The organism is Dickeya sp. CFBP 2040 (assembly GCF_012273755.1).
In the GTDB taxonomy this organism is placed as follows: Bacteria; Pseudomonadota; Gammaproteobacteria; order Enterobacterales; family Enterobacteriaceae; genus Dickeya; species Dickeya poaceiphila.
This window is the reverse complement of record NZ_JAAVXH010000012.1, coordinates 34,976-57,072: the sequence shown is the minus strand read 5'-3', so window position 1 is coordinate 57,072 and position 22,097 is coordinate 34,976. Positions and strand designations below refer to the sequence as shown.

The following is a 22,097-nucleotide window of genomic DNA, read 5'->3' as shown; positions in this document are numbered from 1 at the left end:
AGGCAGCTTACCCGAATCTCGGTGAAGCGGCTTCGCCAGAGCTGAGTGCTACAGTCATCAAAGGCGAAATGCAATGGCATAATATCAGCCTGACAATATCAAGCCTGCTGGTGCGCTACTGCCGCTTTTCTTTCAAGTTTGCGATCTATGATCGCAGAACAGGGGAGATAAAATGACGTCCTCCGCTGCTAACTCTCAGGAAATAGACAATAATTAAAACAGAGCGTCACACAAGTAGTAATAGCGGGCTGCCATTCCGGCACATGCTTGGGAAGGTTTGTGGCGCGATAACCCGTCTCTTTCCCTTTTCTGATGTGCCCGACACGTTGGGCAACATACGGAGCGTATGAATGAACAGGCTACACTACATTTTCGATCCTCTATGCGGTTGGTGTTACGCCGCTGCGCCGTTAATCCATGCAGCCCGTAAAATTGAAGGGTTGCCTGTCGTGCTGCACGCCGGCGGTATGATGACCGGGCCGAATCGACGCCGTATTACACCGGAATGGCGGGATTATGTTCAACCTCATGATCGCCGTATTGCCCAAATGAGCGGCCAGCCTTTCGGCGATGGCTATTTCAATGGGTTGTTGTGGGATGTGACAGCAACACTGGACTCAGAGCCTCCCACTACGGCCATTCTGGCTGCTGAAGAATTAGGTGGCCGGGGGATCGATTTACTCGAACGCTTGCAACGTGCCCATTATGTTGAAGGACTGTGCATCTCTGAAATGTCGGTATTGATGAAAATGGCCGTGGAAATCGGCCTGCCACTGGACGATTTCGAAAATGCTTGTACACACTGGCGTGGTTTGCCAACCCGCAAACATATTGAGGAGAGTCGTCAATGGCTTACTCAATCAGGCGGCGCGGGTTTCCCAACAATAGTTTTTGCAGTAGACGATATCTTTACCACCTTGAATATTGCCCCATGGCTGGGTCGCGCAAATGACTGGCATGACTATCTGGTAAGACTGGTAAAAGAAAATCAGTAGACTCACGTCAACCCGCTTTTTTATGACTGAATGCTATTAGAAACAGCGGGTTGTCTGATTTTTCTTTTTTCGCCATCTATGCTACAACTCAACACCTGATCCACCAGAAAGCAGAGCGCGCCCCCATGATTCGAGTTCATCATCTTAATACTTCTCGTTCGCAGCGGGTTCTATGGATACTGGAAGAACTGGATGTCCCGTATGAAGTGATCAATTATCAGCGCAATAAAGCCACTATGCGTGCACCGAATGCATTGCGTGACATCCACCCTCTGGGAAAAGCGCCGGTGATTGAACATGATGGTCGAGTACTGGCAGAAACCGGCGTGATTCTGGAATATCTGGTAGCGACATTCGGCCCACATCTGGCACCAACAAGCGACAGTCCGGATTTTTGGCGCTATCGCTATTGGATGCATTATGCTGAAGGTTCACTGATGTCGGCAATGTTGCTAAAGCTGGTGGCTTATAAGATGGGACCATTTGGTTGGCCGATTCGCAATATGGTCAATACCCAGCTCAATCTGCATTATGACTTTCTGGAACAGGAAGCCGGAAAATCTCACTGGTTGGCTGGCGATGCATTCTCAGCAGCGGACATCATGATGGGATTCCCTCTGGACATTGCTGCCCAACGCGGCTGGCTTTCGCCTTCATACCCTAATCTCTGGCGCTTGCTGGAAGCAATGCGAGCCAGGCCCGCCTGGCAACGCGCCGCTCGATACGGTTAATCCATGGAACGGTTGTGGCAGCCGTTACTGCTACAGCGAGTCAGCAACCGGTATGCCGCAACGAGATAAGCCGTAAGCCCCATCGCTTTGATAGCCATACCACAAACTTCTCCCCTCCCCGGCTCCCTAAGATAACGCCGGGGACTAATAAAACAGCGTTTTTTCCATCTGAATCAACTGAAAACGTGTTTGCCAATCCTGCAACGTGATGCGAGTTAGCCAGGCGATTCCCTGATAAAACGGGTGACAACCGTGGTACTCCAGCAAGTCCAGGTAACGCATCGCCCAAGGCAGCAGATGTTCGGTAAGCAGTTCAGGCAGACTGTCCGGTTGGTTTTCCGCACACCATGCAGCCAGCATCAGCATCAGGCCGATATGATCCTCCGGCTCATGGCGATCACAGCGCGGTTCGATTCCCAATCTCCTCAGCCAGCGGCGCAGAGCCAGTGTCGAGTCACCAAAGAGCACATTTTGCCGATCAAGATACACCGACCCCCAAGGCGGTGCGGGAATACCTTCAGCACGATTAAACAAGCGACGCCAGGCCGCCGATAACAGCTCATCGTAGTCAGGTTGTAGGCCGATCCTAATTTGCCGGGCGGCCATAGCGATATCGGACTGCTTCCCACAAGGCCACGTTTTCTGCCATGCTGGATGTCTCAGACGCTCTATCCATACTACATTGTGCTCATCATCGGGTGCATAATAGAGTAAAGCGCCCAACAACCGTCCGGTCAGGCTGACGATATGTCGTGACATAAATCACCTCGTTGGCTCTCTATTTAGTAGTTCACTCCTTGTTTTCATCTTGTCATCACCAGCCTTTTCCTATCCTGAAGCAGCCTTGGTCAGTGCGACGCAAAAAACTTAGAACCCCGCACGTTATCACTCTATAAGAGGATGCCTGAATCCTGTTATCAACGCCGACATCAGACCGGGAATCAGACAATTCTGCGCACCATACGCTATACCGGACACGTATTTCAGTAATAAAAAAAGCGCCTCAAAAGGCGCTTTGATAACAGCATCATTACTACTGCAACATTGTGCTTAGCCGATAAATTGCAGGCTATTCATATACGGGCGTAATACATCCGGCACTTCAATCCGACCATCGGCTTGCTGGTAGTTTTCCAGTACCGCTACCAGTGCACGTCCAACCGCCAGACCAGAACCATTCAGAGTATGCACCAGGCGGGTTTTCTTATCCCTTTTGCTGCGACAGCGAGCCTGCATACGACGAGCCTGGAAATCCCACATATTGGAACAGGATGAGATTTCACGGTAGGTATTCTGCGCAGGCAACCAGACTTCCAGATCGTAAGTTTTGCAGGAGCCAAAGCCCATATCGCCGCTGCACAACAGCACTTTGCGATACGGCAGTTTTAGCAACTGCAGTACTTTTTCTGCATGACCGGTAAGTTCTTCCAAGGCCTGCATCGACTCTTCCGGACGGACAATCTGCACCATTTCAACTTTGTCAAACTGGTGAACACGGACCAACCCTCTGGTATCGCGGCCATAAGACCCAGCTTCAGAACGGAAGCACGGCGTATGGGCGGTCAGTTTGATTGGCAGCGTATCGTCATCAAGAATCTCATCTCTTACCATGTTGGTCAGCGGGACTTCCGCGGTAGGGATCAGCGCGTAATTACTGGTTTCCGCTTCTTCACTCAACGGCTTGGTATGGAACAGATCCTCACCAAATTTCGGTAGTTGCCCGGTACCGTACAATGACGTGTGATTGACCAGATAAGGCACATAGGCTTCCTGATAACCATGTTCGGTGGTGTGCAAATCCAGCATGAATTGTGCCAGCGCACGGTGCAAACGGGCTACCTGCCCTTTCATCACAGAAAAACGCGCACCGGTCAGCTTTACGCCTAGCGCCATGTTCAGGCCGCCGGTCAGCTCACCCAGGTCCACATGATCGCGCACTGCAAAATCAAACTGGCGCGGCTCGCCCCAGCGCAGCACTTCCTGATTTTCCGAATCGTCTTTACCGAGCGGCACACAGTCATCGGGCATATTGGGAATAGTCAGGGCGATGGTTTCGATATTGTTCTGCACCTGCTGCAATTCAGCCTTAGCGGCATCCAGTTTTTCACCCAATTCATTTACGTCACGGCGCAACGGTTCGATGTCTTCCCCACGCGATTTAGCCGCCCCGATCTCTTTCGATCGTGAGTTACGTTCTGCCTGCAAACTTTCTGTTTCGACCTGAAGCACTTTACGGCGTTCTTCCAGATTACGCAGCGCTTCTACATCCAGTTTAAAATTTCGGCGAGCCAGTAATTTTTCGGCAACTGCGTCTAGCTCATTACGCAGCAAATTGGGATCGAGCATGCTAGTCCTGTGCTTGTATTATTAAGGGGATATCGATAATTACAAGGTGCCGGTAACGACACCATGCAGCAGAAAATCTCGGAATAACCTTACCGCAACGTGAATGCTAGCGGTAGCGTTTTGTCGGGCTATTTTGATCCTGAGCAGCGAGCCAGGCCAGCTTTTCGCCAATCTTAGCCTCCAACCCCCGCGAAGTCGGTTGATAGTAGCAAGTTTCTGCCATTTCAGGCGGGAAATACACTTCACCGGCAGCATAGGCGTTGGCTTCATCATGCGCGTAGCGATATTCGGCCCCCACTCCCATCTCTTTCATCAAGCGGGTTGGCGCATTACGCAGATGTTCCGGTACATCATAATCCGGTTTCTCGCGGGCATCGCGCATCGCTGATTTAAACGCGGTATACACCGCGTTACTTTTCGGCGCACACGCCAAATATACTATTGCCTGAGCAATGGCTCGTTCACCCTCGGCAGGGCCAACGCGAGTAAAACAATCCCAGGCGGCTATCGCTACCTGCATCGCCCGCGGATCGGCATTGCCCACATCTTCAGAGGCGATAGCCAATAACCGCCGTGCAACGTATAAGGGGTCCCCACCAGCAGTAATAATACGGGCATACCAGTACAAAGCGGCATCCGGCGCAGAACCACGCACCGATTTATGCAACGCAGAAATCAGGTCGTAATAACGATCACCTTTGTTGTCAAAACGGGCGCTGCGTTCGCCAGATACTTCCTTGAGCAATGCTGATGTCAATATGCGCTGGCCGCTGACATCCATTTCTGCCATATCAGCCATCATTTCCAGCAGATTCAGCGAACGACGGGCATCGCCGTTTACCAGTTCAGCCAGCAAACGTCGAGTCTCATCCGGCAGAACAATCTGTTGCCCACCCAGCCCACGCTCTTTATCCTGCAGCGCCTGTTCCAGCACCTGTTCGATATCTTCCGCACTCAGCGCCTTAAGCAGATAGACGCGAGCGCGAGACAGCAGTGCCGAATTCAATTCAAACGACGGGTTCTCAGTCGTAGCGCCAATAAACGTGATGGTGCCGTTTTCAATATGTGGTAGAAAGGCATCCTGTTGGCTTTTATTGAAACGATGCACTTCATCCACAAACAGAATGGTACGACGACCCGCATCACGGTTCTGGCGTGCGCGCTCAATCGCCTCACGAATTTCCTTGATGCCGGAAGTCACCGCAGAGAGGCGCTCCACATCGGCGTGCCCATAGTGCCCTATCAACTCGGCCAGTGTCGTCTTCCCCGTTCCGGGCGGTCCCCACAGAATCATAGAGTGAAGCTGCCCGGCTTCAATGGCGCGCGGCAACGGCTTGCCGGGTCCCAGCAGGTGCTGTTGGCCAATATATTGCGCCAGCTTGACTGGCCGCATCCGCGCAGCCAGAGGCTGAAACTGGTTACTGGAAAAATCGAGTGACAGGTTACTCACACACGCCTCACTGACGCTGATCGTCCACCGCTACGCCTTTCGGCGGCGTAAACCGGAACTTTGCAGCATCCACCTCGCCATTTTGCTGATTCTTCAGCGTATAAACACTGCGCTGCCCATCCTGTTCAGTGGCGGTAAACCCATGGATAGTGCCATCACTGGTCACGTTGATGGAAAATTGTTTCAGATTGCCATTAGCCGCACGGGGAATCAGGTCAAAATCATTCCCTTTCTGAGTCACGTTATATTTGCCCCAGTCTTTTGGATCGTTGCGGGTTATCAGAATAAACGGCGTATTACCGGTCGCATCCTTTACCCAGGTTGCCGTCACCTGTTCAACGAACGGATTGTAAAACCAGAGCGTTTTACCATCAGACACCAGCGTGCTTTCATCTGGTGCCGTGGTTTTCCAGTTGAACAGATTCGGACGTTTTACCCACAACTCCCCAGCGCCTTCCTGCACGGCTGCACCGTCATTGGTGGTGACTTTCTGCGTGAAGCTGGCATGGAAACTGTTAACTTTACTCAATCGACTCTGTAAATCACTGGCAGCATCGGCATAGACAGCGCCAGAAACCAGACTGGTCAGTAAACAAGCCGTTATCAACCCTATTTTTATCATATAAAAATCCTTTGCATGTTCTTACCGCTATTGCGGCCCCAACAAGGGCCGCTTTCAGTTGGACGCTACTGTAGCCCAGCCGGACGCGGCATGACAGGCGAATTATCTGTTATCCAATACTTTTACGCTTCTTTGCAGGGACATACGCCATACCGATCATTACTCCATCGGCGGTGGCGCCAGCACCTCACGGTTACCATTATGACCAGGACTGCTGACGATACCTTGCATCTCCATCTGCTCAACAATGCGGGCTGCACGGTTATAGCCAATGCGGAACTGACGCTGCACCCCGGAAATCGAGGCACGGCGTTTTTCCACCACGAACGCTACCGCCTGATCAAACAGTGGGTCCAATTCTTCGTCTGCGTCAAAACCAAAGCTACCGCTTTCGCTGTCGTCATCGCCGCTGATAATACTGTCGATATACTCAGGGCGACCGCGAGCCTTCCAGTCCTGCACAACGGCATGAACTTCCTGGTCACGCACGAATGCGCCATGCACGCGAATCGGGATTGATGAGTTCGGTGCCATATACAGCATATCGCCCATGCCAAGCAGTGATTCCGCACCGCCCTGATCGAGAATAGTACGCGAGTCAATCTTACTCGATACGGTAAACGCAATACGGGTAGGGATATTGGCCTTGATAAGGCCGGTAATCACATCTACCGACGGGCGCTGCGTCGCCAGTACCAGGTGTATCCCGGCGGCACGCGCTTTCTGGGCCAGACGTGCTATCAGCTCTTCCACTTTCTTACCCACCGCCATCATCAGATCGGCAAACTCATCCACCATCACCACGATGTATGGCAGTTTTTCCAACACTGGCGGCTGGGTGTCCATGCTGTCACCTGGCTTCCAGAACGGATCCGGTATCGGGCGGCCCATCGTTTCGGCCTGCATCACACGTTCGTTATAGCCACTGAGATTACGCACCCCCAGCGCTGACATCAGCTTGTAACGGCGCTCCATCTCTCCCACACACCAGCGTAACGCATTGGCGGCATCTTTCATGTCCGTCACGACTTCAGTCAGTAGGTGGGGGATACCTTCATATACCGACAGTTCCAGCATTTTCGGGTCGATCATGATAAAGCGCACATCGGCTGGCGTCGCCTTATACAACATGCTGATAATCATAGCGTTAACGCCGACAGACTTACCGGAACCGGTGGTACCTGCTACCAGCAAATGCGGCATTTTAGCCAGATCGGCCACAACCGGCTGGCCGGAAATATCCTTACCCAGCACTACTGCCAGCGGCGATGCGTTGTCACGGAATCGATCACAATCCAGCACTTCTCGCAGGAAAACCGTCTGACGATGGCGGTTTGGCAGTTCAAGGCCGACATAGGGCTTACCGGGGATAACCTCGACAATACGCACCGCCACCACCGACAGCGAACGAGCCAGGTCACGGGCCAGATTAGAGATGCGCGCTGCCTTTACGCCCGGTGCCAAATCCAGTTCAAACCGGGTGATCACTGGTCCCGGATGATAATCCACCACTGTGGCTTTGACGCGGTAATCCGCCAGTCGGGTTTCGATCAATCGCGCCATTTCGTCCAACGCATCACGGTCTATTGGCGCATCGTTCATCGAAGGCGGCGTCAGCAAATCCAGCGATGGCAATGGCGTCGTCGGTTTCTGTAACGGTTGATCATTACGCATCAGGAACGGATGAATCAGACTGTCCATAATCGACGGTGATGATGCTGTTTCCACCTCTTCAGGCTCATGCTGCACTGTAACCTGTGGCACATGCACCGGCGCTGCCGGTTGTGCAGGCGACTCATCCGGGAAGATATCTTGCGCAGGAAGGGTAAATAACGGTTCTGACGGGCCATCATCCACCAGATCAGCGAAAGGTGAAATAGCAAAGGGGCTATCTGGTGGCAACGACGCTGAGGTTTTCGGCGCGGCGTCAGGCAGTCGGGTTTCTACCGCTACAGGCGTTAACACAGGTGACTCAATGGCAAACTGCGGCTGTGCATCCTGTTTTCTACCCTGCTCATTTCTGCCCTGCTCATGCTCCTCTCCATAACGAGAGCGCTGCATGGCGGCGAAATCACGCGCCAGTTGCGCCTGCAACAATGCATCTTCATCCTCGCCATCGTCGGGATAAGCCTCGCCATAGCGTTCACGTTGCTGATCAGCAAAAGCCTGCCGCAGCGCTGCTTCCTGCGCCAGTGCATCCTGATCCTCACCGGAAACATTAAGCGGCATATCACCTGCAACCGACAAAGGCGATTCAATGGCAGATAGCGTTGAATGATCTGATGTTATTGAATCCTGTGACAGCGGGTCTACACGGGCTGCCTGTGCGCGTTGTTCTGCTTCGCGGGCCTGCTGTTCAGCCAGCCGCTGTGAAGGCAGCTTAATGCCATACGATGCCAGTTCACGGCGAGTCGGGATTCGTACCGGATTTGGCCGCGGCAATTCCGGTCCCATCCCGCGTTTCACCTGCGGATTGTTCTCTTCATCTGCGGTAAATGCCGGCATGAATGGCACGGTTTTCTTCGGTTCTGATTCAACATTCGCTTCCGATTCAACAGTTGCACCAACTGCTGCGTTCGAAACAGCGGCTGTTGGTGCAGGGCGTACAATTCGATCATTCGCCTGCAAGGTCAACGGCTGCCAGTCAGGTATCGATTTCGGCAGTGACGCCCCAGAAACCAGAGACGGTGATGCCATGGCCCCGGCAGACGCAGTCGCTGATGAATACACCGGCGATGCGGGAGGAACATCTGCACTCAGAGTGGCTTCAGGTGTCGATATTGGCGCTGGAGCATCGTATGTCCGTTCAATCGACGGCGTTGCCGCTATCGGTTCAGGCTGTGGTTTTAACACCGGTTCGACATCAGTCATCGCCAGGGCGTTTTTATTCACGGCATCTACTGCATCGACCACCGTTGCCGTTGTATCGCCAAGCGTCGATGCCGATGCAACCGCAGTTGACGACAGTGCTGTTACTGCTGGAGCGGAAAACAGCACATCATCGTCATCATCTCCTGCCGAAGACGACGCAGTGAGGCTGCCATCGCTAAGCGAATGCTCATCTTCGTAAACTCGCTCTTCTTTATGAAGAATATCGTTACGGGAAGCCTCTTTTTTCGCTTCTGCCGGGCGTTCATCGATATCGTCATCATCGTCGTAAAGATAATCATCCTTACGCCGACGACCGGAAAACAGCGTCAGGCACGCCATGACTCCCGAACCGATCTTTTCCGCTATCGTCAGCCATGACCAGCCGGTGAACAGCGTCAACCCAGCGGCCCACACGCACAGCAGAATCATGGTTGCGCCAATATTATTGAAGCGTGGAATCATCGAACTGCTGAGCAGACTACCGAGCACCCCGCCGGAAGCGAAGTAGTAAATGTCATCGACATTGAGCGCCGCTAGTCCGCAAGACGTCAAAATCAAGGCCAGTGTGCCAATCAGGCGCAGTGAGAGGGTAAAATAATCCAGTGTGGCACGTTGCCCGCGCTGGTGATGAATCACCCAGCACAGCGATACCATCACCACAGGAATGGCATATGCCAGTACGCCAAACACGAAAAACAGGGTATCCGCCAGCCAGGCACCCACCCCGCCCCCCAGATTGTGAATCGGCTCATGCCAGGCAGTCTGTGACCAACTGGGGTCCGAAGGGCTAAAACTCAGTAGTGCAACCGCCAGATAAATGGCAAAAAGCACCACCACGATTAATATCGCTTCCAGTAACCGTCTACCCGCGCTGAGTTTTTTCAGCGTGACATCTTTATCTTCTGTATATTCCTGGCTCAAGCGTCTCTCCAGGCTCCCTGTAAATGTTTCATGATAAAGCGCCGAGGACTTCCCGGCGCCATACTGTACATATTCACAGGAGTGTAGCTGAATTTATCGGGTTATGCACCCTTGCCGTCAGCGGGTCTTAATGACCAGCCGGTTGCTTTGCTTCACTTCTTCCATCACCACATAGGTGCGGGTATCGTTTACGCCCGGCAGACGCAACAGCGTTTCTCCCAGCAACTTACGGTATGCCGACATATCCGGTACACGCGTTTTGAGCAGATAGTCAAAATCCCCGGAAACCAGATGACACTCCTGAATTTCTTCAAGCTTTTGCACCGCTGCATTGAACTGTTCAAATACATCCGGCGCGCCGCGATTAAGGGTGATCTCAACGAACACCAGCAATGACGCGTCCAGATAGTGTGGGTTCAGCAGTGCGGTATAACCATTAATAAAACCCTGTCGTTCCAGACGACGAACGCGTTCCAGACAAGGCGTTGGCGAAAGCCCGACCCGCTTGGACAGTTCTACATTGGAGATGCGCCCATCTTTTTGCAATTCGTTCAGGATATTGCGATCAATACGATCAAGATCTTTTCCCGGACGTTTTTTCGTGTCTACCATTCTTATTGTCTCTCTTCATCCTTCCCTGTTTAATCGCGGTCTCTGACCAACCTGTATGTTCCAGAGCCACCCCTAAAGAAGACCCCTGTCTTTTGTAATGTGGTTATTCTCTGTTCCAACTGCGTTTTTCGAAAACGTTGCAAAAATACCGGCAATTAGCCAGCAGGCGACGCCGCCGACATAGACCCCAAACGCATAAAGCTGGAGCATTCAACTATTCACATACAAAATATTTCCTCTTCCAAGGATGTTTTCGCAAAAGCGCAGCTGATTGTCAAAGTAAAACAATTAAAATCAGAAGAAAGTGCCAGATTTAGCGTTTTGCCCCCATTCAAGCAGCGTTTTCATGCATTACCGACTGAATAACCGGGTTTTGCCATTTACTGACAACATTCCGTAACGATTGAACCAATAACCAACCACATTTCTCCACACTTTTTTTACGCCAGTAATTTCCTTACAATCGGCTGCATCGTCCGTTCGAGTGAAATGAGGAACTCATGAGCACTGTTAAACATCGTAAACTATTGATTCTGGGTTCAGGCCCGGCAGGCTATACCGCCGCGGTCTACGCTGCGCGGGCAAACCTAAATCCACTGCTGATTACCGGAATGGAAAAAGGCGGTCAGTTGACAACCACCACCGAAGTGGAAAACTGGCCCGGTGACCCGGATGATTTGACTGGTCCGCTGTTGATGGAGCGTATGCACGCCCATGCCGCCAAATTCAACACCGAAATCGTCTTTGACCATATCACGCGCGTTGACCTGCAAACCCGTCCATTCCGCCTGTTCGGCGACAGCGATGAATACACCTGTGATGCGCTGATCATCGCAACCGGTGCATCCGCCCGCTATATTGGTTTGCCGACGGAAGACGCGTTTAAGGGCAAAGGCGTATCCGCCTGTGCGACCTGTGACGGTTTCTTCTATCGCAACCAGAAAGTGGCGGTAGTCGGCGGCGGTAACACCGCAGTGGAAGAAGCACTGTATCTGTCTAATATCGCCGCTGAAGTGCATCTGATTCACCGCCGCGACAGCTTCCGTGCGGAAAAAATCCTGATTGACCGACTGATGGCAAAGGTCGCCAGTGGCAATATCGTGCTTCACACCAACCGTACGTTGGATGAAGTGCTGGGCGACGAGATGGGCGTGACCGGCGTGCGTTTGCGTGAGGCGGCTGGCGAAGTAACCGAACAACTGGATGTGGCCGGTGTATTTATCGCTATCGGCCACAGCCCAAACACCGCCATTTTTGGTGACCAACTGGCACTGGAAAACGGCTATATCAAGGTGCAATCCGGTATACATGGCAACGCTACCCAGACCAGCATTCCCGGTGTATTCGCTGCCGGCGATGTGATGGACCACATTTATCGTCAGGCGATTACCTCCGCCGGCACCGGCTGTATGGCGGCACTGGACGCCGAGCGCTATCTGGATGCACTTGGCAAGTAAACGCTGAATACCGCAATCCAACCCGGTCGTGATCGCGTCCGGGTTTTTTATTGCCGGTCATCAATACAGGAATTGATCGACACACGATTCCACAATCTGCTTTTCGTTTGCACAACCCCGTCACCGAGGTAACATGACGCCATCGCAGCCATTATACGCACAATTGTGTCAATTAACGGTTATATAAGCGTTATTCTCATATAGCAACTGGAACCGACCGCCACCTGATGAAAGACACCCGACAACGAGAACTGACCCGCTGGCTGAAACAGCAAAGCCGTCTGGCACACCATTGGCTACGACTATCGCTGGTGCTGGGCCTGATAAGCGGCCTGCTGATTATGGCTCAAGCCTGGTTACTGGCTTCGCTGCTGCACGCTCTGATTATCACCCATGCGCCACGCAACCACCTGATCACGACATTCCTGCTACTGGCAGCGATATTCGTATTACGGGCTTTGATTAGCTGGGTACGGGAACGTGTCGGTTTCCGCTGTGGTCAGACGATCAGGCAACATATCCGCAAGCAGGTTCTGGACCGGTTGCAACAACTGGGACCGGCCTGGATTCAGGGAAAGCCAGCCGGCAGTTGGGCGACACTGATTCTGGAACAAGTGGACGATATGCACGATTACTACGCTCGTTATCTGCCCCAGATGTCTCTGGCGGTCATGATTCCCGTGCTGATACTGATTATCGTGTTTCCGGTGAACTGGGCCGCAGGGTTGATTTTGCTGACCACAGCCCCATTGATCCCACTGTTCATGGCCATGGTGGGTATGGGTGCGGCTGACGCCAACCGACGCAACTTTCAGGCGTTGGCCAGATTGAGCGGCAACTTTCTCGACCGACTACGCGGTCTGGACACCTTACGTCTGTTTCATCGCGGCGAAGCGGAAATCGAGCAGATCCGTCAGGCATCGGAACAATTTCGCAGCAGAACGATGGAAGTGCTGCGTATGGCCTTTCTCTCTTCCGGCGTGCTGGAATTCTTCGCATCGATCTCAATTGCGGTAGTAGCCGTCTATTTTGGTTTTTCATACCTCGGTGAGTTGCACTTCGGCAGTTACGGCACCAGCGTAACGCTGTTTGCGGGTTTTCTGGTGCTGATTTTGGCACCGGAATTCTTTCAACCCTTGCGTGACCTCGGCACGTTTTATCATGCCAAAGCGCAGGCAATCGGCGCAGCGGAAGCTCTGCACCGCTTCATGACGTCGGAAACCGAGGAAACCGGGACTGGCACGCTTCCCTTCCAAAGTGATGCGCCTGTAACGCTCATCGCCCATGACCTCACCATTTTATCATCGGAAGGCAACGTGCTGGCCGGGCCGCTTAACTTCAGGCAGGAAGCCGGACAACGCGTCGCGCTGGTCGGTCCCAGCGGTGCTGGAAAAAGTTCGCTGCTTAACCTGCTGTTAGGTTTCCTGCCTTATCGCGGTTCACTGACAGTCAATGGAGAGGAACTACGCACCCTATCGCCCACAACATGGCGACAGCATCTTAGCTGGGTGGGGCAGAACCCTCATCTGCCGGAACCCACGCTGCGGCAGAACGTGCTGCTGGGTCGCCCACAGGCCAGTGAACATACCCTGCAACAGGCGCTTGAGCGCGCTTATGTGCACGAATTTCTGCCACAGTTGCCACAGGGACTGGATACGCAATTGGGTGACGGCGCCGCCCGTCTGTCGGTTGGGCAAGCGCAGAGGATCGCCGTGGCGCGTGCGCTGCTGCATCCATGCCGATTACTGCTGCTGGACGAGCCCTCCGCCAGTCTTGATGCCCACAGCGAGCAACGAGTCATGAGCGCGCTGAATGAAGCATCACATGCTCAGACTACGCTGCTGGTTACTCATCAGTTAAGCGAAATTCGGGACTACGACGAAATTTGGGTCATGGTTGACGGCCAGTTGGTCCAACAAGGCGACTATCTTACCCTGAGTCAGGCAGACGGGCCGTTTGCCACGCTCCTGACGCAGCGCCGGGGAGAACTGTGAGATGGAAAAGATTCACGCAATGCAGGTACTTAAGCCCTTTCTGGCGTTGTATCGTCGCCATCTGTTTCGGCTCGGATTGGGCATCGTGCTGGCGATTGCTACGTTGCTGGCCAGCATCAGTCTGTTGACGCTATCGGGCTGGTTTCTGGCCGCCTCCGCCGTCGCCGGGCTGGCTGGGTTAACTACATTTAACTATATGCTGCCCGCAGCTGGCGTACGCGGTGCGGCAATCCTGCGTACCGCCAGCCGTTATTTTGAGCGGTTGGTCAGCCACGACGGCACCTTTCGCGTCCTGCTGCATCTGCGGGTGTTCACTTTCAGCCGTATCCTACCGCTGTCGCCCGGCGAGTTGATTCGCTTTCGTCAGGCGGAACTGCTCAACCGGCTGGTGGCAGATGTAGACACGCTGGATCATCTCTATCTGCGAGTCATTTCGCCGCTGGTAAGCGCACTGGTGGTCATTCTGGCGCTGGCATATGGATTGAGTTGGCTCGACGCCTCGCTGGCGTTCACACTGGCGGCCATCATGCTGACGTTGTTAATTGTACTGCCGCTGACGTTTTACCGTGCAGGACAACCCATCGGTAGCGATCTGACCGCACTGCGTGCCCATTACCGGGTGCAATTAACCACCTGGATTCAAGGTCAGGCAGAGCTGGCGGTCTTCGGTGCACTGGCACACTTTCGCCAGCAACTGGAAGTGTTAGAACAGCGCTGGTTTGAGCGGCAACGCCAACAAGCCGGGTTGAGCGCCTTATCACAAGCGATCCTGATTGCGGCCAGCGGTCTGACCGCCACGTTGCTGTTATGGCTTGCTGCTGGCGGCGTTGGCGCTAACCACCAACCGGGGGCGCTTATCGCGTTGTTCGTCTTTACTGCTCTTGCCGCTTTTGAAGCGCTGGCTCCGGTCGCTGGCGCATTTCAGCACATCGGCCACGTTGTGGCGTCGGCGGCGCGAGTCGATCAACTGCTGAAGTTGCGTCCATCCGTCACCTTTCCATCACAGGGACCAGAAGCACTGGAGCAGGTCCAGCTAACGTTAAATAACGTGAGTTTCACCTACCCAGAGCAGCGCCAACCGGTGCTGAGCGAAGTTTCGCTGACAGTTGAACCGGGAGAGCATGTCGCACTGCTTGGTCGCACCGGCTGCGGCAAGTCAACCCTGCTGCAATTACTCACCCGTGCCTGGGATTGCAACACCGGCGAGATCCGCCTTAATGGCACGTCAATCACCGCCTGGACGGAAGCAACCTTGCGCGAAGTCATGAGCGTGGTGCCGCAACGCGTACATATTTTCAGCGCAACATTACGGGAAAACCTGCGACTGGCGGCCCCCACAGCCAGCGACGAACAGTTGAAAGTGGTACTGACGCAGGTCGGGCTGGAGAAACTACTCGATGATCAAGGTCTAAACGCCTGGCTCGGCGAAGGGGGGCGTCAGTTATCCGGTGGCGAACAACGCCGTATCGGCGTGGCGCGCGCTCTGCTCCACCCTGCTCCGCTGGTGTTACTGGATGAACCGACCGAAGGGCTAGACGCCGACACCGAACACCGCATACTGCAGTTATTGCACCAGCATTGCCGCGGAAAAACCCTTATCGTGATTACCCATCGCCTGAATAGGTTGGAAAATATGGACCGACTGTGCGTGATGGACGGCGGAAAACTGGTGGAACAGGGTTCACATCACAGCCTGATGGCGTTAAAAGGGCGCTACTGGCAATTCCATCAACACCTGTAGACGAGGTGCTTATGCTACTGTGTGAGCTTTCCCCATTCTCGTTGCGGTTCCCAAAACCAGAAACCGCACTGCGAGACCCGAATGGGTTACTGGCCTATGGTGGCGATCTATCACCAGAACGTCTGCTGAACGCGTATAGGCATGGGATTTTTCCGTGGTTTTCACCCGACGAGCCGATCCTGTGGTGGAGCCCGGACCCGCGTGCGGTATTGTTCCCGGCGCAGTTTCATCTTAGCCGCAGCATGAGAAAATTCATTCGCCGCATTGATTATCGGGTTACGCTGAATCAGGCGTTTAACGCGGTGATTTCCGCTTGTGCCAGTGATCGAGAGGAAGGAACCTGGATTGGCCAAGAGATGATGCACTCTTATCATCAATTGCATTTGTCCGGCCTGGCGCATTCAGTCGAGGTCTGGCGCAACGATCAACTGGTCGGCGGGTTATACGGCATCGCACAGGGCGCACTGTTTTGTGGTGAGTCGATGTTCAGCCGGGCGGATAACGCATCCAAATATGCTCTGGCAGCGTTCCTGCAGCATTTTGTACGCCACGGCGGTCAGTTGATTGATTGCCAGGTGCTTAACGACCATACCGCCTCATTGGGTGCCTGTGATATCCCCAGACACGCGTTCCTGCAACAGCTGACCTCGTTGCAGCAAACAGCCTTACGCGATGGCTGCTGGCATCCGCAAACACTAAGCGCCCCTGTTATCGAGCTGGTTCCCAACAGGGATAAATGAATGGCGGCGACTTACGCGCCTTTACATAATGAGGGTTTTTCGGCATTATCTTGCCGGTTAAAAACTAAGGTAATTACACCTAGAGGATTCGATGGCCAAAGAAGACAATATTGAAATGCAAGGCACCGTGCTGGATACGTTGCCCAACACCATGTTCCGCGTTGAGCTGGAAAACGGGCACGTGGTTACCGCTCATATCTCCGGTAAAATGCGTAAAAACTATATCCGCATCCTGACGGGTGACAAAGTGACTGTGGAACTGACCCCGTACGACCTGAGCAAAGGCCGCATTGTCTTCCGTAGCCGTTAACAGCCGCGTTATCGCCTGAAGCGACACGCAGGGATGTTTATCCTTTGCCCTTGCCTTTGCTGCAGGGGCGTTTGTATTTTAAGGCTGTGAGTGAATGGCTTTACATGCCCTTAATTCAAAAAAACGTCACTGCTTCATTACTCGGCATGAAGGCATAAAAAAGGGCATCTGACGATGCCCTTCGCTTTAATCTGACAAGTAATATCAGTGACGACGATGTCACTCAGTGAACTGCACCTTCGGCTTTAGTTTTCTGTGCGCTCAGGAAACGGTATGTCAGTTGCTGAGCTGGCTTATCCAGTTCCACTTTCACTGAGCCGCCGTCTACCAGCGAACCAAACAACAGTTCATTCGCCAACGGTTTCTTGAGGTTTTCCTGAATCACGCGCGCCATAGGGCGAGCGCCCATCGCCTTGTCGTAACCTTTTTCCGCCAGCCAGTTACGCGCTTCCTCGCTGACTTCCAGCGATACGCCTTTAGCATCCAGTTGCGCTTGCAGTTCGACAATAAACTTGTCCACGACCTGCTGAATCACTTCTGCCGACAAATGATTGAACCAGATGATGCCATCCAGACGGTTACGGAATTCCGGCGTAAAGACCTTTTTGATCTCTTCCATCGCATCGCTGCTGTTGTCCTGCTGGATGAGACCAATCGACTTCCGCTGGGTTTCCCGCACCCCGGCGTTGGTGGTCATCACCACAATCACATTGCGGAAGTCCGCTTTGCGACCGTTGTTATCGGTTAACGTACCGTTGTCCATCACCTGCAACAGCAGGTTGAACACATCTGGATGCGCCTTCTCGATTTCATCAAGCAACAGCACCGAATGCGGGTGTTTAATCACTGCATCGGTCAATAAGCCCCCCTGATCGTAACCCACATAGCCTGGAGGCGCACCGATAAGGCGGCTGACCGTATGGCGTTCCATATATTCAGACATATCGAAACGCAACAACTCAATATCCAGCGCTTTCGCCAGTTGCACCGTGACTTCTGTTTTACCTACGCCGGTAGGCCCGGCAAACAGGAATGACCCGACCGGTTTACGCTCATGACCCAGCCCTGCACGACTCATCTTGATGGCTTCGGTCAGCGCTTCGATAGCTTTATCCTGCCCGAACACCAGCATTTTCAGACGATCCCCCAGGTTACGCAGCACATCACGATCACTGGCGGAAACCGTTTTCTCCGGAATACGGGCAATACGGGCAACCACCGATTCAATATCCGCCACATTGACGGTTTTCTTGCGTTTGCTGATCGGCAACAGGCGACAACGCGCACCCGCTTCATCGATAACATCGATGGCCTTATCCGGCAAATGACGATCGTTGATATATTTCACCGCCAGTTCTACTGCGGCGCGAATCGCTTTAGCGGTATACCGCACATCATGGTGCGCTTCGTATTTCGTCTTCAGACCGTTAATGATCTGCACCGTCTCTTCCACGCTCGGTTCAGTGATGTCGATTTTCTGGAAGCGACGCGCCAGTGCACGATCTTTTTCGAAGATATTGCTGAATTCCTGATAAGTGGTGGACCCCACGACACGAATTTTGCCGCTGGACAGCAGCGGTTTGATCAGGTTGGCTGCATCCACCTGACCGCCAGAAGCCGCGCCAGCACCAATAATCGTGTGGATCTCGTCAATAAACAGGATACTGCTCTGATCTTGCTCCAGTTGTTTAAGCAGCGCTTTAAAGCGTTTTTCGAAATCGCCACGGTATTTGGTGCCTGCCAGCAATGAACCAATATCCAGCGAATAGATAGTGCAGCTCGCCATCACTTCCGGCACGTCGCCTTGTACAATGCGCCAGGCCAGCCCTTCGGCAATAGCGGTTTTCCCCACGCCGGATTCGCCTACCAGCAAGGGATTGTTTTTACGGCGGCGGCACAGTACCTGAATAGTGCGCTCCAGTTCGCTGTCACGGCCAATCAGCGGGTCGATGCCTCCCACGCGAGCAAGCTGGTTGAGATTTGTGGTGAAGTTTTCCATACGCTCCTCCCCGCCAGCTTGTTCTTCATTAACCGGGTTTTCCGGGTTTGATGCCGGACCGGACTCTTCTTTGCGCGTACCATGCGAAATGAAGTTCACCACATCCAACCGGCTGACGTCGTGTTTACGCAGCAGGTAGGCGGCCTGGGATTCTTGTTCGCTAAAAATAGCCACCAGGACGTTAGCGCCGGATACTTCGCTGCGCCCCGACGATTGCACATGGAACACAGCACGCTGCAGCACACGCTGGAAGCTCAGCGTCGGCTGAGTATCCCGTTCCTCATCATTTTGCGGCAGTGTGGGCGTAGTCTGCTCGATAAAAGTTTCCAGTTCCTGACGCAGAACCGCCAAATCGACCGTACAGGCTTCCAATGCCTCTCGTGCGGCGGGGTTGCTGAGCAGCGCCAGCAACAAATGCTCCACGGTCATAAATTCATGCCGGTGCTCACGCGCTCTGGCGAAAGCCATGTTGAGACTGAGTTCCAGTTCTTGATTGAGCATAGGCACCTCCCCCAATAAATTGCCTTATTCAGGCTTTTTCCAGCGTACAGAGCAATGGATGCTCATTCTCTCTGGCATAGCGGTTCACCTGAGCTACCTTGGTTTCGGCCACTTCGGCGCTATAAACGCCACAGATGGCTTTGCCCTGATAGTGAACCGTAAGCATCAGTTGCGTTGCACGTTCAATATCATAAGAAAAGAACTTTTGCAGAACGTCAATAACAAATTCCATCGGCGTGTAATCGTCATTGTTAAGTATTACTTTATACATCGATGGCGGCTGCAAAGCTTCAGTAATATGCTCTTTGGTCAGGTCGTCGGTCTGCGGTCCGGTACTATGAGTTCCCATCTTTTACCCAAATCAGTTCTGATACTTATCCGCTGGCTGTGGTTACAGCCGCGTACCTGATTTTCATTGTATCACCGCCCGGTCAAAATCGTGCAGGTCCCGAAAACGCCTTTCCTGATATTAACGGCAATAAAACGTGCCGATAGCGTTATCTGTATCAAATTTTCACAAACCTGCGACAAAGTGTCTAATCCGAGCGCTTGACGACAAGGGTGATTTCACTAGAGTGTAGAATTGAATTGATGTCGTTTTAATCAATTTGGTTTCGCCTTAACCCAATAACCTCACCTTAGAGGACACTCTAGCGAAGGATGAAGATGCATGGAGACAGGTACTGTTAAATGGTTCAATAACGCCAAAGGCTTTGGCTTTATTTGTCCCGAGAGCGGTGGTGAAGATATTTTTGCCCACTATTCAACCATTCAGATGGACGGCTACAGGACGCTTAAAGCAGGCCAGGTGGTGCAATTTACTGTGCACCAGGGGCCAAAGGGAAATCACGCCAGTCTGATCGTGCCGGTCGCCGGCGAAACGGTCGCCTGAATGTTCACCTTGCGCTTTCCGGTCTATCTCCTTTAATTTCTGTGAACCAGGTCAAATACAAGTCTAATACCGGTCGCCACCGTGCGACCGGTATTCTTAATCAGCACGTCCACGCGCCAGCCATAATACCCTCGAAAACATACTGCGAATGAGTACCGGAATAACCGATTCGCCCAACGAGGCCGCCTCCAACGCCACCTCAATCGCCAGATCCGGCTTAGACGTTCGGTGGATAGCCTTGGTGATGACCTTCGCTGCCGACAGCGGCACCGGCTCAGGCAATTGTGCGACCCGGTGATAAACCTGACTAAAGCCATTACGGTACATGAAATGCTCCATATCCAGCGCCGGCAGCATCGTCAGATGGTCACGCTCAGACTCACCCTGCGATTGCAGCAGGCTGCGAACCGTGGCCGCATACTTTTTCCCGGCGTCATCGCCATCTACCAGCACATGCCATTCGATGCCCATGCGATAGGCGAATTTCAGCAGCGGTTTTAACCCCGCCTGTGCAAATTCGATAACTCTCACTCCTTCCGCTTCAAAATGGTGTCCGCACTGGCGAGCCAGTTCACTGAGCATCCAAACTTCGGTTTCACCTTCCACCAGCAACCAACAGCGCGCAAACAGCGACGCAGGGCGATTAAAACGAATGTGAAAAGTAATACGGCGGCTGTCTTCCTGCGTCATGCCTTGACGGCCAATACGATAAGTAGCAACTTTTGCCGACTCGCGCACCAGACGGCAAAGCTGTTCTACCGGCACCAGCGACAGCAACTCACCGGAATTGGTGGTGGTAATTTTCTGCAACGGCAGTTGCGTCAGCAGTCCCCATGCCACCGACAGCATGATCGGATGCAGCCGGGTTTCCGGGTCTTCAATCAACAGCAGTGGACGTGAGTGCGGGTCGAGCACCGCCGAGCCTTTAGCCTGCAACAAGGTGGAAAACAGCTCCAGCAGAATAATGCGGTGACTGCGGTTGTTGGAGCCGGAGATCATACGATTGATGTTATCCAGCGAGCGCCACGCCCGGCCATTGCCGGCGCGCGCATGGCGATGATGCCTTCTGTCGTTTGGATCTGCACTTTGTTCGGAAAAATAGTGCTCGACCAATTGGCGCATTGCCACCAAACCTTGCCGCAACTCCTGATTAGTCAGCCGGTTGGGATTCTGCGCCAGCTCGCGCACCAGCGTCTCAAACTGGCGTGATAACCGGTCATTATCGGCAATGTGCGGCATCAGCGTGCCGGTGCGGAAACGGCGGATAAAGCGAGCGTCGCGCAGCCGCAGCACCGGATGCAAGCGAACCACCTCGCTGGCCAGCCAATCGATATTGTCTAACGGCAGAGCCTGACCACTGGCATCCAGAAAACTGCGCCAGGTAAAAATCGCCTGGCTTTCATCCATTTCTCCCTCCAGCCGATAAAAAATGCGATGCAATCGCCCTTCGCCTTTAATCCAGACCGGTGATAACGAACGATAGCGGGGAGCCAGATGGTGACCAGGTTCAGACTCACAAAACGTAAAGATGACCTGAAGGTGGCGTTCGCGGCTGGTTTCATCACCCGGCGTAAAATGAAAATCCTGCAAATCAAAATGGTAAAGCGGTGGCGACGGCGTCAATAACAGCGAGAGCGCATCCAGCAAACTCGACTTACCCCAGGCGTTTTCGCCGATCAGCACGTTATTGTCATCCAGCGTCAGCGACAGTCGATTAATGCCACGGAATCCAACAATCTCGACTCTTTCCAGATACATCCGTGCCCCCTGCTCTGCGATTTTCTGATGAGCATGACGACAAAAGTGCAATACGGTCAACCCTTATGCCTCGGTTCTGTCTCGCGGCGCATAAAATGGCCAACAGATGCGAGTGATTGTCATCCACAGGTAAAAATTGCGCCAAATCAAATTAGGC

Annotated in this window: 17 protein-coding genes; 8 read left to right on the top strand and 9 right to left on the bottom strand. The window is 53.2% G+C overall.

Translation table 11 applies throughout. The features are described from left to right. Nucleotides 1-350 precede the first annotated feature (350 nt). The gene (locus Dpoa2040_RS01330; protein WP_042870227.1) at nt 351-995 is read left to right on the top strand and encodes a DsbA family protein; all 645 of its coding nucleotides are present in this window, start codon (nt 351-353) and stop codon (nt 993-995) included. 125 nt (nt 996-1,120) lie between these two features. Next, nucleotides 1,121-1,726 (top strand): glutathione S-transferase family protein, encoded by a 606-nt coding sequence (locus tag Dpoa2040_RS01325; protein WP_168640013.1) that lies wholly within the window; start codon nt 1,121-1,123, stop codon nt 1,724-1,726. Between the two features lie 144 nt (nt 1,727-1,870). Here Dpoa2040_RS01325 and dmsD read toward each other — a convergent pair whose 3' ends face one another. From dmsD to lrp, 6 genes are all read right to left on the bottom strand, one after another. Next, nucleotides 1,871-2,485 carry a Tat proofreading chaperone DmsD gene (dmsD, locus tag Dpoa2040_RS01320; RefSeq protein WP_168640012.1) on the bottom strand — a complete coding sequence of 205 codons (615 nt, stop codon included), beginning with the start codon at nt 2,483-2,485 and terminating at the stop codon, nt 1,871-1,873. Between the two features lie 291 nt (nt 2,486-2,776). Further along, the gene (gene serS / locus Dpoa2040_RS01315; RefSeq protein ID WP_168640011.1) at nt 2,777-4,072 is read right to left on the bottom strand and encodes a serine--tRNA ligase; all 1,296 of its coding nucleotides are present in this window, start codon (nt 4,070-4,072) and stop codon (nt 2,777-2,779) included. Nucleotides 4,073-4,178: 106 nt separating this feature from the next. Next, complete coding sequence (locus Dpoa2040_RS01310; protein WP_168640010.1) at nt 4,179-5,522, bottom strand: replication-associated recombination protein A; 1,344 nt, start codon at nt 5,520-5,522, stop codon at nt 4,179-4,181. Between the two features lie 7 nt (nt 5,523-5,529). Continuing rightward, nucleotides 5,530-6,144, bottom strand: a complete 615-nt coding sequence (gene lolA, locus Dpoa2040_RS01305; RefSeq protein ID WP_128569709.1) for an outer membrane lipoprotein chaperone LolA — start codon at nt 6,142-6,144, stop codon at nt 5,530-5,532. 159 nt (nt 6,145-6,303) lie between these two features. Beyond that, nucleotides 6,304-9,936, bottom strand: a complete 3,633-nt coding sequence (locus Dpoa2040_RS01300; RefSeq protein ID WP_168640009.1) for a DNA translocase FtsK 4TM domain-containing protein — start codon at nt 9,934-9,936, stop codon at nt 6,304-6,306. A gap of 117 nt (nt 9,937-10,053) precedes the next feature. Beyond that, complete coding sequence (lrp, locus tag Dpoa2040_RS01295; RefSeq protein ID WP_010277211.1) at nt 10,054-10,548, bottom strand: leucine-responsive transcriptional regulator Lrp; 495 nt, start codon at nt 10,546-10,548, stop codon at nt 10,054-10,056. 500 nt (nt 10,549-11,048) lie between these two features. On the opposite strand from lrp, the gene trxB reads away from it, so the two are divergent. The 5 genes from trxB (at nt 11,049) to infA (ending at nt 16,790) form a co-directional block, all read left to right on the top strand. Beyond that, nucleotides 11,049-12,005 (top strand): thioredoxin-disulfide reductase, encoded by a 957-nt coding sequence (gene trxB, locus Dpoa2040_RS01290; protein ID WP_168640008.1) that lies wholly within the window; start codon nt 11,049-11,051, stop codon nt 12,003-12,005. Nucleotides 12,006-12,232: 227 nt separating this feature from the next. Continuing rightward, nucleotides 12,233-13,999, top strand: coding sequence for a cysteine/glutathione ABC transporter permease/ATP-binding protein CydD (cydD, locus tag Dpoa2040_RS01285; RefSeq protein ID WP_168640007.1), 1,767 nt, complete (start codon nt 12,233-12,235; stop codon nt 13,997-13,999). Between the two features lie 19 nt (nt 14,000-14,018). Continuing rightward, complete coding sequence (gene cydC, locus Dpoa2040_RS01280) at nt 14,019-15,740, top strand: cysteine/glutathione ABC transporter ATP-binding protein/permease CydC (protein ID WP_168640021.1); 1,722 nt, start codon at nt 14,019-14,021, stop codon at nt 15,738-15,740. Between the two features lie 11 nt (nt 15,741-15,751). Further along, nucleotides 15,752-16,480 (top strand): leucyl/phenylalanyl-tRNA--protein transferase, encoded by a 729-nt coding sequence (gene aat / locus Dpoa2040_RS01275; protein WP_168640006.1) that lies wholly within the window; start codon nt 15,752-15,754, stop codon nt 16,478-16,480. Nucleotides 16,481-16,571: 91 nt separating this feature from the next. After that, nucleotides 16,572-16,790 carry a translation initiation factor IF-1 gene (gene infA, locus Dpoa2040_RS01270; RefSeq protein ID WP_002211347.1) on the top strand — a complete coding sequence of 73 codons (219 nt, stop codon included), beginning with the start codon at nt 16,572-16,574 and terminating at the stop codon, nt 16,788-16,790. Between the two features lie 223 nt (nt 16,791-17,013). On the opposite strand, the gene clpA is transcribed toward infA, so the two are convergent. Together clpA and clpS are read right to left on the bottom strand one after the other, a co-directional pair. Beyond that, nucleotides 17,014-19,290, bottom strand: coding sequence for an ATP-dependent Clp protease ATP-binding subunit ClpA (clpA, locus tag Dpoa2040_RS01265; protein WP_168640005.1), 2,277 nt, complete (start codon nt 19,288-19,290; stop codon nt 17,014-17,016). Between the two features lie 28 nt (nt 19,291-19,318). Next, on the bottom strand, nt 19,319-19,639 hold the full coding sequence (gene clpS, locus Dpoa2040_RS01260; RefSeq protein WP_042870210.1) for an ATP-dependent Clp protease adapter ClpS: 321 nt from the start codon (nt 19,637-19,639) through the stop codon (nt 19,319-19,321). A 321-nt stretch (nt 19,640-19,960) separates the two neighbouring features. Here clpS and cspD point away from each other — a divergent pair, with 321 nt between their 5' ends. Next, nucleotides 19,961-20,182 carry a cold shock-like protein CspD gene (cspD, locus tag Dpoa2040_RS01255; RefSeq protein WP_012770072.1) on the top strand — a complete coding sequence of 74 codons (222 nt, stop codon included), beginning with the start codon at nt 19,961-19,963 and terminating at the stop codon, nt 20,180-20,182. Nucleotides 20,183-20,278: 96 nt separating this feature from the next. On the opposite strand, the gene Dpoa2040_RS01250 is transcribed toward cspD, so the two are convergent. After that, the gene (locus Dpoa2040_RS01250; protein WP_042870208.1) at nt 20,279-21,940 is read right to left on the bottom strand and encodes an ATP-dependent endonuclease; all 1,662 of its coding nucleotides are present in this window, start codon (nt 21,938-21,940) and stop codon (nt 20,279-20,281) included. Nucleotides 21,941-22,097: the final 157 nt, after the last annotated feature.

Excerpts from the sequence above, each read along its gene's own strand:
- dmsD (WP_168640012.1), bottom strand. The coding sequence starts at position 2,485 with ATGTCACGACATATCGTCAGCCTGACCGGACGGTTGTTGGGCGCTTTA.
- trxB (WP_168640008.1), top strand. The coding sequence starts at position 11,049 with ATGAGCACTGTTAAACATCGTAAACTATTGATTCTGGGTTCAGGCCCG.
- clpA (WP_168640005.1), bottom strand. The coding sequence starts at position 19,290 with ATGCTCAATCAAGAACTGGAACTCAGTCTCAACATGGCTTTCGCCAGA.
- cydD (WP_168640007.1), top strand. The coding sequence starts at position 12,233 with ATGAAAGACACCCGACAACGAGAACTGACCCGCTGGCTGAAACAGCAA.
- lrp (WP_010277211.1), bottom strand. The coding sequence starts at position 10,548 with ATGGTAGACACGAAAAAACGTCCGGGAAAAGATCTTGATCGTATTGAT.
- Dpoa2040_RS01330 (WP_042870227.1), top strand. The coding sequence starts at position 351 with ATGAACAGGCTACACTACATTTTCGATCCTCTATGCGGTTGGTGTTAC.
- infA (WP_002211347.1), top strand. The coding sequence starts at position 16,572 with ATGGCCAAAGAAGACAATATTGAAATGCAAGGCACCGTGCTGGATACG.
- lolA (WP_128569709.1), bottom strand. The coding sequence starts at position 6,144 with ATGATAAAAATAGGGTTGATAACGGCTTGTTTACTGACCAGTCTGGTT.
- aat (WP_168640006.1), top strand. The coding sequence starts at position 15,752 with ATGCTACTGTGTGAGCTTTCCCCATTCTCGTTGCGGTTCCCAAAACCA.
- cydC (WP_168640021.1), top strand. The coding sequence starts at position 14,019 with ATGCAGGTACTTAAGCCCTTTCTGGCGTTGTATCGTCGCCATCTGTTT.
- serS (WP_168640011.1), bottom strand. The coding sequence starts at position 4,072 with ATGCTCGATCCCAATTTGCTGCGTAATGAGCTAGACGCAGTTGCCGAA.
- Dpoa2040_RS01250 (WP_042870208.1), bottom strand. The coding sequence starts at position 21,940 with ATGTATCTGGAAAGAGTCGAGATTGTTGGATTCCGTGGCATTAATCGA.
- cspD (WP_012770072.1), top strand. The coding sequence starts at position 19,961 with ATGGAGACAGGTACTGTTAAATGGTTCAATAACGCCAAAGGCTTTGGC.
- Dpoa2040_RS01325 (WP_168640013.1), top strand. The coding sequence starts at position 1,121 with ATGATTCGAGTTCATCATCTTAATACTTCTCGTTCGCAGCGGGTTCTA.
- clpS (WP_042870210.1), bottom strand. The coding sequence starts at position 19,639 with ATGGGAACTCATAGTACCGGACCGCAGACCGACGACCTGACCAAAGAG.